This window comes from Ancylobacter sp., from assembly GCF_965229075.1.
Taxonomy (GTDB): Bacteria; Pseudomonadota; Alphaproteobacteria; order Rhizobiales; family Xanthobacteraceae; genus Ancylobacter.
Genome location: NZ_CBDDIO010000002.1, coordinates 663,006 through 675,128 on the forward strand (window position 1 = coordinate 663,006; position 12,123 = coordinate 675,128).

At 65.1% G+C, this 12,123-nt stretch carries 11 protein-coding genes; 1 reads left to right on the forward strand and 10 read right to left on the reverse strand.

Annotated elements, in window-relative coordinates:
- Positions 1-7: 7 nt before the first annotated feature.
- The 4 genes from ACO07Z_RS09180 to ACO07Z_RS09195 form a co-directional block, all read right to left on the reverse strand.
- Positions 8-802 (reverse strand): ABC transporter permease, encoded by a 795-nt coding sequence (locus ACO07Z_RS09180; RefSeq protein WP_421698442.1) that lies wholly within the window; start codon positions 800-802, stop codon positions 8-10.
- Positions 799-1,644 carry an ABC transporter permease gene (locus ACO07Z_RS09185; protein ID WP_421698443.1) on the reverse strand — a complete coding sequence of 282 codons (846 nt, stop codon included), beginning with the start codon at positions 1,642-1,644 and terminating at the stop codon, positions 799-801. The genes ACO07Z_RS09180 and ACO07Z_RS09185 overlap by 4 nt, the downstream gene beginning before the upstream one ends.
- The gene (locus ACO07Z_RS09190) at positions 1,644-2,687 is read right to left on the reverse strand and encodes an ABC transporter ATP-binding protein (protein ID WP_421698444.1); all 1,044 of its coding nucleotides are present in this window, start codon (positions 2,685-2,687) and stop codon (positions 1,644-1,646) included. The genes ACO07Z_RS09185 and ACO07Z_RS09190 overlap by 1 nt, the downstream gene beginning before the upstream one ends.
- A 184-nt stretch (positions 2,688-2,871) precedes the next feature.
- Positions 2,872-3,912: an ABC transporter substrate-binding protein gene (locus ACO07Z_RS09195; RefSeq protein WP_421698445.1), complete on the reverse strand. Its 1,041-nt coding sequence runs from the start codon at positions 3,910-3,912 to the stop codon at positions 2,872-2,874.
- A 104-nt stretch (positions 3,913-4,016) separates the two neighbouring features.
- Here ACO07Z_RS09195 and ACO07Z_RS09200 point away from each other — a divergent pair, with 104 nt between their 5' ends.
- Complete coding sequence (locus ACO07Z_RS09200) at positions 4,017-5,111, forward strand: GlxA family transcriptional regulator (RefSeq protein ID WP_421698446.1); 1,095 nt, start codon at positions 4,017-4,019, stop codon at positions 5,109-5,111.
- A 281-nt stretch (positions 5,112-5,392) separates the two neighbouring features.
- Here ACO07Z_RS09200 and ACO07Z_RS09205 read toward each other — a convergent pair whose 3' ends face one another.
- The 6 genes from ACO07Z_RS09205 to ACO07Z_RS09230 form a co-directional block, all read right to left on the reverse strand.
- Positions 5,393-6,916 (reverse strand): PLP-dependent aminotransferase family protein, encoded by a 1,524-nt coding sequence (locus ACO07Z_RS09205; RefSeq protein ID WP_421698447.1) that lies wholly within the window; start codon positions 6,914-6,916, stop codon positions 5,393-5,395.
- Between the two features lie 66 nt (positions 6,917-6,982).
- Positions 6,983-7,804 (reverse strand): ABC transporter permease, encoded by an 822-nt coding sequence (locus ACO07Z_RS09210; protein WP_421698448.1) that lies wholly within the window; start codon positions 7,802-7,804, stop codon positions 6,983-6,985.
- 1 nt (position 7,805) lies between these two features.
- Complete coding sequence (locus tag ACO07Z_RS09215; protein WP_421698449.1) at positions 7,806-8,666, reverse strand: ABC transporter permease; 861 nt, start codon at positions 8,664-8,666, stop codon at positions 7,806-7,808.
- On the reverse strand, positions 8,663-9,745 hold the full coding sequence (locus ACO07Z_RS09220; RefSeq protein WP_421698450.1) for an ABC transporter ATP-binding protein: 1,083 nt from the start codon (positions 9,743-9,745) through the stop codon (positions 8,663-8,665). Before ACO07Z_RS09220 ends, ACO07Z_RS09215 begins: the two co-directional genes overlap by 4 nt.
- Before the next feature lie 68 nt (positions 9,746-9,813).
- Positions 9,814-11,013 carry an ABC transporter substrate-binding protein gene (locus tag ACO07Z_RS09225; protein ID WP_421698451.1) on the reverse strand — a complete coding sequence of 400 codons (1,200 nt, stop codon included), beginning with the start codon at positions 11,011-11,013 and terminating at the stop codon, positions 9,814-9,816.
- A gap of 118 nt (positions 11,014-11,131) precedes the next feature.
- Positions 11,132-12,073 carry an aminotransferase class IV gene (locus ACO07Z_RS09230; protein WP_421698452.1) on the reverse strand — a complete coding sequence of 314 codons (942 nt, stop codon included), beginning with the start codon at positions 12,071-12,073 and terminating at the stop codon, positions 11,132-11,134.
- Between the last annotated feature and the right edge of the window lie 50 nt (positions 12,074-12,123).

Consider the following 12,123-nt stretch of genomic DNA (forward strand, 5'->3'; position numbering starts at 1 on the left):
GTTGGACTTAGGGCTGTTGGCGCTCGGACAGCATGTCGAGGCCGATCAGCAGATCGAGAAGGACGATGACGAGCGCAGCCGCGACGATGGTGATCGCGGACACCGCCGCGATCGTCGGATCGATCGTGTACTGCACGTAGTTGAACATCTTCACCGGGATGGTGTTGAGCGCCGACGTCGTGTTGAAGATCGACAGCTCGACATTGATCCAGGAGGAGATGAAGGCGAGAAGCGCGCCCGAGACGATGCCGCCGCGGATCTGCGGCAGCACGACCAGGAAGAAAGTGGTGAGCGGCCGGCCGCCGAGGTCGGCCGAGGCCTCTTCCAGCGCCCGCTGTTCCGGGGTGAGCAACGGCAGAACCGAGCGCAGCACGAAGGGCATGACGATGACGACATGGCCGACCAGCAGCGCCTCGAAGGAGCGCGCCAGCCCGAAATCCGTGCCGAACTGCAGCAGCGCCGCGCCCAGCACGACATAGGGCAGCACAAGTGGCGACATGAGCAGGGAGGCCACTGCCGCCCGGCCGGCGAAGACATAGCGCGCCAAGGCGAGGCTCGCAGGCACCGCCAGCAGCACCGCCACGACCGTTGCCGCCAGCGCCAGCAGGGTCGAGGTGACGAAGGCCGAGACGTAGGAGGGGTCGTCGAACAGCACGCCGAACCATTTCAGCGTCAGACCCTGCGGGGGAAAGGCGAGGTAGCTGGTTTCCGTGAGCGAGGCGCCGATGATCACCACCAGCGGCAACACCAGATAGGCCATGGCTGCCAGGGCAATGAAGCGAATGAGTAGCCGTGCGATCATGCCGCCCTCCGCCCGCGCTCGCCGATGCGGCCGGCGAGAGTGACAAGGAGCAGCGTCAGGACGAGCAGCGTCACGCTCAGCGCGCCGCCATAATGGAAGTCGAACACCGAGGAATATTGCTGGAAGATCAGCATCGAGAAGACGGTGATCTGCCCACCCGAGAGCAGCGCCGGCGTCACATAGGCGCTCACCGCTAAGGCGAACACCATAATGGCGCCGGAGACCGCGCCCGGCAGGCACAGCGGCAGGGTGACGAACCAGAAGGTGCGCGCCGGCCCGACGCCGAGATCGGCCGAAGCATCCTCCAGCGCGGTGTCGATCTTGGCCAGTGCATTGCCGACCGAGAGCACGACGAACGGCATGAGGATGTAAACCATGCCGATGAGGATGCCGGTCTCGGTGCCAAGGAAGCGGATGGGCCGCTCGGTCAGCCCCATCCCCATCAGCCCCTGATTGACGAGGCCCGTGCGCCCCAGCAGCACCATCCAGCCGAAGGAGCGCACGATGTTGGAGGTGAACAGCGGCACCACGATGAGGATGACGCAGGCCCGCCGCCAGCTCCGCCAGCGCACGATGCGCACCAGGTACCAGGCCAGCGGAAAGCCGATCAGCAGGCACAGCGCCGTGGTGGCGAGCGCGATGCGGAAGGTCACCCACAGCACGTCCCAATGATACTGGTCGAACAGGATGCGGGCGTAATGGGCGAAGGTCGGGCCGCCCTCGTCCGTGGTCAGACTGGAGAGCGCGACCACCGCCATCGGCGCCAGGAAGAAGGCGGCGAAGAAGGCGAGCGGTGCGAACAGCAGCAGCGCCAGCGTGGTGCGGGGAGCGGCCACCGGCATCACTCCGCGATCAGGTGCAGCGCGCTGGGGCGCAGGCCGATGGTGACCGTGCTGCCGGGCTTCAGCCCGGCGCCCGACATGCCGAGCCGCGCCACCTTAACCACCACCGCCCCGCAGCGCACGAACAGTGTGGTAAGCGGGCCGATAGCCACCACCTCCTCGACGACACCCGGCGCCGTCACGAGGTCGCCTGGTGCGGCGCCTTCCACCAGCACTACGTCCTCGGGCCGCACCATGGCGAAGCGCATGCCGTCCGGCGCGGTAAGGTCCGCCCCGCCAATGGCGAGGCGGGCGCGGCCGGGGCCGGTGGGCTCAAGAGCGATAAGGTTCGGCTCGCCGACGAATTCGGCGACGAAGCGGGTCGCGGGCGCTCGGTAGATGGCTTCCGGCGTGCCGATCTGCTCGACGCGGCCGGCATGCATCACCACGATCCGGTCGGCCATCGCCATGGCCTCTTCCTGGTCGTGGGTGACGAAAATGAAGGCGATGCCGAGTTTTTCCTGGATGTGCTTGAGCTCGATCTGCATGCGCCGGCGCAGCTTAAGGTCGAGAGCGGACAGCGGTTCGTCCAGCAGCAGGAGCTTGGGCCTGTTGACGATGGCGCGCGCGAGCGCCACGCGCTGCTGCTGGCCGCCGGAAAGCGCGCGCGGCAGCCGCGTGCCCATCTCCTCCAGCCCGACGAGAGCCAGCGCCTCGCGCGCCCGCTCCTGCGCCTCGCGACGGCCGACGCCCGCCCGGCGCGGGCCATAGGCGACATTGTCAGCGACGCTCATATGCGGGAAGAGCGCGTAGCTCTGGAACACCGTGTTCAGCGGCCGGCGATAGGGCGGGGCGTGGGTGATGTCCTCGCCGTCGATCAGGATGCGGCCCCCATCGGGGGTGAGAAACCCGGCGATGCAGCGCAGCAGCGTGGTCTTGCCGCAACCGCTCGGCCCCAAGAGGGCGATGAACTCACCGGCCTCGACCGCGAGATCGACCTCAGCCAGCGCCCGGTGGGCGGCAAAGCGCTTGGAAACGGCATCGATGGAAAGAAGCGGCTGCACGGATCATGTCCTCGCGGGGAGCGGACGGCGCGACAAAGGGTGGCCGTCCGAAGTCGGCGAAGGTCAGACTACGCCGGAACCGGCGCGCGCCAAGCGTTGGGGCGCGGGGGCGGCACGGCAGCTAAAGGGGGAAAGCCCCGCCCGGAAGTCTCGCCCGGGCGGGCCTATCCGCGTTTCGCGCGCCCTATTTGCGGGCGATCTCGCGATTCCAGGTGTCGACCAGTTCGGCGCGCTTGGCGTTCACCTCGGTCCAGTCGAGCAGGTAGAGGTCGGCGACCGAGCCCTTGGCGCCCCAAGGCAGCTTGGCGGCGGTCTCGGGCGACACCTCGACGTTCTTCACCGACGGGCCGAGATACAGCTTCTCGGCAAGGCACTGCGAGGCGGCCGGGGTCAGCGCGGTGTCGATGAACTTCTGCGCCAGCTCCGGGCGCGGCCCGTTCTTTACGAGGTGCAGGCGGGCATCGGTGGCCCACACGCCTTCCTTCGGCACGGTGAAGCCGATCGGCAGGCCCTTGGCGATGAGATCGAAGGCGCCGACATTGAAATGCGCGCCAATAATCGCCTCGCTGCTCTGGAAGGCATTGGAGGCGGCGCCCGAGGAATCGAAGAACAGCGCCGGCTTCAGCTCCTTGATCTTGGCGAAGACCGGGGCGAAGTCGCCGGCCGGGGCGTTCCAGATCTTGTGCAGGAAGAACAGGAACGGCACGCCGGAGGAATTGGCTGGCGAGGGGATCGTCACCGCGTCGGCATATTCCGGCTTCCACAGGTCGTTCCAGGAGGTCGGCGCCTCGGGAATCTCCTTGGTGTTGTAGGTCAGGCCCAGCGAGTAATAGCCGGTGCCGACGGCATAGGTGCCCTTGGCGTTGCTGTAGACCGCCTGCGGCACTGCATCTTTGAGGTTGGGCACGCCGGCCGCCGTGATCGGCGCCAGCACGCCGGCGGCTTCCGCCAGCTCGCTCACGCCGCCATCCATCCAGGCGACATCGAGGGTGGGAGCGTCCTTCTGCTGCTGCAGCTTGGAGAGGGTGACGGTGGAGGTGCCGACTTCCGGTACCACCGCGACGCCGGTCGCCTTGGTGAAGGGATCGGCGACGCAGGCCTTGAAGGCGTCGCCCCAGTTGCCGCCATACCAAGCGACGTGGAGAGACTCCTGCGCCGAGGCGGGCGCGAGCGCGGCAGCGAGCGCGAGCGCCGATGCCGTAACAAAACCGGGTAAGCGTGCCATGTTGTTATCTCCCCTCATGTGCAGGCATCGCCTGTGGGCAGGCAGGGTGCATCTTCCGCCCCTGACGCAGCGTCGGCTTGCAGGATCGGGCCAAAAACTTTGATATGAGCGACATGACGTCCGCGCCAGACCTCGCCTCCCCCCGCAGCGGCGAACCGCCCGCCGTACCTGGCCGGCTGTCTCCGCTGCGCGTCGGCTTCGTGCTGCTCGACCAGTTCACCCTCGCCGCCTTCGGTGGGCTCATTGACGCGCTGCGCCTCGCCGCCGATCACGGCGGGCGCAGCCGGCAGATCCACGCGTCCTGGACGGTGATGAGCCTCGACGGCACGCCGCGCCGGGCCAGCTGCGGCGTGGTGATTTCAGACAGCGCGCCGCTGCTCGATCCCGTCCAGTTCGACTACATCGCGGTGTGCGGCGGCAACGACTATCTCAACGAGCACCAGCCGCCGGCGCTGCTGGACTATCTGCGCCGGGCCGCCGCCGGCCGGGTCCGGCTCATCGGCGTGTGCACCGGTACCTTCGCCATCGCGCAGGCGGGCCTGGCAACGCGGCGCACGGTCTGCATCCACTGGAACGTGCTGGAGGCGTTCCAGGTGCAGTTTCCCTCGCTGAGGGCGGTCACCGACAAGCTCTTCGTCGACGAGGGCGACCTGCTGTCCTGCGCCGGCTCCACGGCGGCGATCGACCTCGGCCTCTATCTCGTCACCCGCCATTGCGGAGCGGCCAAGGCCAACCAGGCGGTGCGGCACATGATGCTGCAGGGCATGCGCCCGCCCTCGCTGCCGCAGCCGCATTTCTTTGCCGATCTTGCCAGCGTCACCGATGCACGGGTGCATCAGGCGGTGCATTTCATGGAGCAGCGGCTGGACGATCCCCCGACGATGGAAGCGATCGCACGCTATGTCGGCTGCTCGTCCCGCCAGCTCGAACGCGCCTTCGGCGCGACGCTTGGCATCGCTCCAGCGGCCTACCAGCGACGGCTGCGCACGCATTACGCCTGCTGGATGCTGGAGAACAGCCCACGCTCCATTACAGAAATCGCCTTTGATTGCGGCTTTTCCGACGCGGCCCATTTCTCTCGGGAATTCAGGACCTCTCTGGGTGTGTCCCCCCGCCAGTACCGCGCGGAACACGTCACATCTCGCAAGGCGGCAGCACCCGTCCAGATGCGCTTGGCCCGGGGAAGCCGATCTCGTTGAATTTGCGGTCGGGCTGCTCTTGGGTGGGAGAGTTACGCGGACGGAGAAGTGCCCTTCGCTGCCGCCACGGGGAAGAGACCACGAGTTTTGCCATGGTAGGGACAATCCCAACATTAGCGTGGGGATTGTCCCGGAAGGCCGGCGGCGGGGTTTCCCACTCCGGCGAGATCGCTCTGGGCAACCGCTCGCGCTTGGGCAGCGGGGAGGTTGTCAGACGTCACGCCAGACATTGCGACGGATGAAATGGGCTTGCTGAGGAAAACCACGACGCCCCCTATCTCTCAGCTGGCCTGATGCTCTGGCCTATCGCCACGCTCAAGCTCGACAAAAATGTCATGAAGAATATCAATTCCTTCGGCTATTTGATTTTCGCCAAAGGCGCTGAAGCCCAGCGTCACAAGCTGATCGACCTGCGCGCTGCGTGCGAGAGCAGCGATGGGCAGTATCTCGAGCCCGCGGCGCGCTGCCGCCTGTGAGAGAACTTGACCGCTCAGCCCGGCTGAGAGGCGGGCGATGATCTCCATGCCGGTATTGGTCGGCGTGGCCGCCATCCACCGTGAGAGGCGTCGCTCGATCGCCTGCAGAAGATAGTTCTGTCGCCGTGCATAAAGCAGCCGCATGCGCCGCACATGGGTTGCGAGGTGGCCATCCCTCATGAAGCGGGCAACCAGCGCCTGTTCAAGCATCGGCGAATAACGTCCGACAATGGCGCGTGCCGAAACGAAAGCCTCGACCAGAGCGTCCGGCAGCACGGCGAAACCCAGACGCAGGCCGGGAAACAGCATCTTGCTGAAGGTGCCGAAATAGAGAACGCGGCTCTCGCGATCCAATGCGTGCAGCGCGGGCATCGCACGGCCCGCATAGCGGAACTCCGTGTCGTAATCATCCTCCAGCACCCAGGCGCCAGCAGCACCGGCCCACTGCAGCAGGGCATGCCGCCGCTCAAGGCTCAGTTCCATGCCGAGCGGGAACTGCTTGGACGGCGAGACATAGACAAGCCGGGCGTCGGGCGCGAGGTCCATGCCCCGCTCGACCTCGATTCCTTCGTCATCAACCGGGATTGCCACGGGTATGGCGCCTGCCGCCGTCGCCGAGGCGTAGATGCCATCATAGCCCGGATCCTCGCACCAGACCTGCTCGCCGGGCGTGAGCAGGATGCGGCAGGCGAGATCCACCGCATGCTGCGCTCCCGCGAAGATGACGATGTTGTGCGGCGTGCAGGTCAGGCCGCGGCTGAGCGCGACATGCTCAGCGATAGCAACACGCAGCGGCTCGTAACCCTGCGGATCGCCCTCCCCGAGCAATTCTCCGGCGGCGTCGGGATCCAACTCGCGGTAGAGCGCGGCCGCAAGGCTGGCCCATTGCCGGACCGGGAACATGTCGACGGCCGGAAAATTGGCGCGGAACGGCACCGGGCGACGCATGTGACGTAGCGTGGAAGGCGCATGGGTGATCGCCGAATCCGGCGCCATGGACCGGCTCAGATGCCCGGCCGCCTCAATAGCGGGATTTATGCGTGCGGACGCCTTGGCCGGTCGCTGTTCGGGCAGTTCCCGCGAAATATAGGTGCCGGAGCCTGTGACAGGCTCCAGATAGCCTTCGGAAATCAGGTGATCGAAGGCGAGCAGCACCGTGTTGCGCGACACTCCCAACAGCCCGGCGAAGTCGCGCGTCGAGGGAAGTTTCTCGCCCGGCCGCAAGGCGCCGGCGGTGATCTCCTCCACGAGCCGGAGATAGAGCTGCCGGTGCAGCGGTGCGTCGGCGACCCTGTCGATATGGAGCGCGAGCGAATCCAGCAGCCTCACAATGCCTCCGCGATCTGATCGATGGGGAGAACGCAAGTTCCGCACCAACCAGCCCGCGTCCAGACGCTAAACGGCGCTGCGTTCGCGCTCCGGCCGGTAGCCGAAGGTAACGAGGCCGGTTCTCATCAGCACGAATATGAGGCCGAGCAGCAGGAACACCACGAGGTTCACGCAGGTCGCCAGCGCATAGAGTTCAGGTTTGACGCCGTAGCGCAGCGCGCCCCAGGCCGCCGACGGCAGGGTCGGCGTCGCGCCCAGCAGGTAGAACGAGATCTCTAGATTGTTGAACGCCATGATGAACGCCACGATGAAGGCCCCGAGCAGCCCCGGCCAAATCAACGGCAACGTCACTTCGAAAAAGGTGCGAAACGGGCTCGCCCCGAACACCATGGCCGCGTCGTCGAGCCTCCAGTCATAACGATAGAGCTGTGTCGCAATGATCAGCAGCGCGTAGCTGAAGCAGTGGACCCCGTTGGCGAGGATGGCCGAGACCATGTTGCCCCGTAGTCCGAGGAACAGGCCGTTGAAGATGAGCGAGGATATGCCCAGCAGCACCTCCGCTACGAAGAGAGGCGCGATGAACAGCGCCAGATAGAGCGGCGCGCTGCGGCCCGCGTGCCGCATCAGGCCTATGGTGGCGAGCCCCGCCAGCGTCGTCGACAGCAGCGCCGCGAAGATGCCGATGACGAGGCTGTTGCCCAGCGCGGTCTGATAGAGCGAGTTGGAAAACAGCCGCGTCATGATGTCGAGCGACCATTTCGGCGGATAGGGGAAGTTCGAATTCCGGGCGACGCTGGCCAGACCGATATGGACGACCGGCAGATACAGGAACAGGTAGGACACGGCGACCGTCGCCAGCAGCGCGGTCTTTCCAACTTTTATGCGCATCTCATCCCCTCCCGAAACCGGTGAAGCCGGTGCGGCGCAGATCGATGAACCGGGAGACGGTGACAACCAGCAGCACCGATACGGCAAATAGAACGACGCCCATGGCCGCGCCCAGCGCCCAGGTGCCGCTCTCGCCAAATTGCTGCGCCATCGCCATGCCGTAGAGCGTGCCATTGGGCCCGCCGAGGAAGCGGGGAGCCAGTGTGGCCGAGAGGCAGGGAATGAAGCACAGCGCGAAGCCGATCAGCGTACCGAACAGGTTCAGCGGCCAGGTGATCTCAAAAAAGGCGCGCGCCGGGCTTGCGCCGAAAATGGTCGCGGCATCGATCAGCCGCTGGTCGAAATTCAGCAGCGACAGATAGATCACCGTCACCACGATCGGCAGGTAGAGATAGACGAGGCCGATGGCGCTGGCGACATTGGTGTACATGACCACCCGCAGCGGCGCCGCCCCCAGCGACAGCAGCACACCATTGAGCAGCCCGACCGGGCCGAGGAGACCCTGGAGCGCGATGATGCGCAGTACCTCGCCGGTGAGGAACGGCACGGCAAAGGCGAGGGTCAGCAAGAGCTTGTAACGCCCGCCATAGAGGGTGATGCCGTAGGCGACGGGCCAGGCCAACAAGGTACAGATCAGCGAAACCGCGCTCGCCATCACGAGCGAGCGCACGAGAAAGGTCATGTATGCCCCTTCCGTCGCCAGCACCGCGTAATTGTGGAAGCTGAAGTCCTGGATGATGTGGTAGTTCTCGGTCCGCCAGACACTCAGCACCAGCATGGAAACGAGCGGCAGCACGAACAGTCCGACCAGGAACACGGTGGGTATGCCGAGAAAGATGGTCCGGGCGGCGCGTCCTTTCATCGGGCGTCCTCCGTCACCGGAAACAGGTCGATATCCCCCTCATTCCAGAAGCAGGCCACCTCGGTGCCTGCGGTGAACTCCGCCTCGCTGCGCGGCCGGCTGGCAATGATCTCGCCGCCGTTCCACCCGAGCACATATTCAGCATAGGCGCCGCGCAGGATGACGTAGCGGATCGTCGCCGTGAGGCTGTTGGCGGTGCCCGCCGGCACCTCCGCGACGGGCCGGAGCTGAATCTTCTCGTTCTTCACATAGGCGGCCAGCGGGTCGCCATCGGCGATGTCCCGGCGGGCCGCCGTCTCGATCCGGATGCCGTCACTGTGCAGGCTGACGTTGTCCGGGGTAACCAGCGCCGCGCCGGTGAAGCGGTTCGAGCGCCCGACGAACTGGGCGATGAAGGCCGTTCGCGGGTGGTCATAAATGGCCGTGCGCGAGGCGAAATCCTCGATGCGGCCGCCGCGAACGACCGCGATGCGGTCGCTCATCGACAGCGCTTCTTCCTGATTATGCGTCACATAGATGAAAGGGATGCCCAGATCCGTCTGGTGCTTGCGGATCTCGACCTCCATCTCCTGTCGCAACTCGCGGTCGAGATTGGCGAGCGGCTCGTCGAGGAGAAGCACCTTTGGCCGGCCGACGAGGCCGCGCCCCAGCGCCACGCGCTGCTGCTGGCCACCGGAGAGCTGGTTCGGATAGCGCTTTTCCAGTCCGCGAAGGGCGAGAATGCCCACGACCCATTCGACGCGCGCCTCGATCTCCCCCTTGGGCAGCTTGAGCATGCGCAGCGGGAAGGCAAGATTCTCGTAGACGGTGCGATGGGGGAACAGCAGGAATTCCTGGAACACCATCGCCACCCCGCGCTTGTGCGGCGGCAGCTCGGTCACGTCCTCGCCGTCGATCAGCACGCGTCCCTGCGTCGGGCGCTCGAGACCCGCGATGATGCGCAGCAGCGTCGTCTTTCCCGAGCCGCTCGGCCCGAGCAGCGAGACGAATTCATGTTTCTCGATCGACATAGCGACGCGATCGACCGCCCAGACACTCCCATACTGCTTGGAAACGCCTTCGAGATGGATATAGGCCAAGCGCCGTACTCCCTGATCGAACCAACCGAAGCAAGGCCCGGGCCTTTCGCGGCCCGGGCTATGGCTTGTCAGGCAGCCTGCACGCGCGACCAGACGCGCTCCCATTTCTCCGTCGAGGAGGGTTGGTCGAACTGATACATGCTCGACAGCTCCTCCGTGCGGTCCATCAGGAACAGCTTCTGCTCCTCCGGCGTGGAGATCGAGCGCAGATCGATCGTCGCCGACGACCCTGCGATGAGCGAGATCTTCTTGATGTTCTCCGGCGCGAGAAAGGTGTTCATAAAGTCATGACAGATGTCGAGCGCGGCGGGATCGGTCACGCCCGAGGTTACCAGCCAGGTATCGACCCAGCCGAGACCGCCCTCCTTGGGTACCAGCTGATGGGCGAAGTCGGCGGAAATCTCGCCCTTCTCCTTCTTCTGCACCAGAATGCGGTAGACCTGCGCAAATTCAGGCGCGGCGACGATGGCCCCGCTTTCCAGCAACTGCTGCAGGGTGGTGTTGTCCTGATAGCGGGTGAGCAGCAGCGATTTTTGCTGGATCAGCAGCTTCTCGACCTCGGCGAGTTCTTCATCCGTTAGGACGTAAGGGTTGAACGGCTTGCCGTCCGGGCGCGGCTTGTCCTTTGTGCCCATGCGGGTGGCAGCCAGAATGCCGGTAAGCGCGATATTCTCTTCAAAGCGTGCGCTGGTCGCGAGGCGCCCGGCAAAGGCCGGATCGAACAGGACCTCGATGCTCTCGACCTTCTCCTTTGGAACGTCGCCAGCATTATAGGTGGTGCCGTAACTACCCCAGCACCAAGTGACGCCGAAGTGCTTGCCACTCGCCTGGTCGGTGAGGAGCTTGAAACGGTCGGGCTTGAACACCGGGTAGACATTGGCGGTGTTGGGGATCTTGGCGTAGTCGATGTCGCGGATCAGCTTCTCGCGGAAATACAGGCCCGGCCAGAAGCCGTCCGCCTGAACGAGATCGAAATCCTTGGTGCCGCCGACGCGCAGCTTGTTGTAGGCCTCTGAATTGCCGTCGAAGAAAGTCGGGGAGAACTTGATCTTGTGCTTCTCTTCGAACGCTCCGACGATGTCGGGAACGGCATAGACTTCCCACATCAACGCGCGCAGCTGGGTGGGCGCGGCCGAAGCGGGCCGAATGTAGGGCGCGGCAAGCGCGCCGGCCGTCCCCGCCGCGAGTGTCTTCAGCATGGTACGGCGACTGACGGACGCGGCGGACAGGACCGCAGCGTCGGAAGAGATGAAGGTCGATTTGGTCATGGCCACGCCCTCTGGTTTTTGAAATCGGTGCGATCGGTCCTTGCGGGGCCCTTGCCTCGTGCGTTTCCCCCTCAGGGCAGTCTGAGCGCCACCCTTGAGCCGTCACTGGGAGGTCGTGTCACGCCGCGACCTTGAAGGGATTGTCGGCGTCGGCGTAGTTGACCGGCGTCATATGCCAGCCTTCCTTGTGCTTGCGCCAATAGGTCTCCTTCAGCTTGGCGCTGATCGGCCCCGGCCGGTCATTGCCATAGATGCGCTCGTTGACCCGGGCGCAGGGCATCACGCCGCCGGCGGTGGTGGTGGTGAACACCTCGTCGGCGTCCATGAGGTCGTCGAAGGTGATCGGGCCAACGATCGGCTCAAGCCCGAGTTCGGGGCACAGGTCGAGGACGGCCAGTCGGGTGATGCCGCGCAGCGCTCCGCGATCCGGGGTGATGACCTTGTTGTCCTTGACGATAAAGACGTTAAAGCCGGCGCCTTCGGTCAGGTAGCCCTCGCTGTCGAGCAGGATGGCGGTGTCGAAACCCTTGTCCTTGGCCTCGAACATGCCGCGGGTGAAGTCGCGCCACATATAGTTCTTCAGCGTCGGGTCGAGCGAATTCTGCGAGATACGGGGAACCTGCGCCACGAGCAGGTGCGCGCCGCGTTCCTGGACATCGGGCTTGATCACGTCGACCCACGGCACCGCATAGGCGATGAAGGTATTGTCGCAATCGGCCGGGTCGCGCGAGCCGTAGACGCGCGGGATGCCGCGGGTTGACAGCATCGCCACGAACGCATCCTTGAGCCCGCTCAGCGCGACGACCTTGCCGAGAATGGTTCGCATCTCGTCGCGGGTAACGCCCGGATCGAGGCGGTAGCCCTCCAGCGAACGATGAAAACGGTCGAGGTGGTCCTCCAGCCGGAAGAAGCCGCCATCGGTCACATGGACCACGTCATAGGTGACGTCCGAATGGGTGAAACCCCAGTCGCCAACCGGAATCTTCGCCTCAGAGATTGGCACATAAATGCCGTTCAAGTACGCGGCGCCTTTTGAGAAATCGGGGCCCGACTCGCTCATATTTTCCTCCTGCACAATCCCGCGCCAAGCGGGTCAGAGGAGCTTTCCTG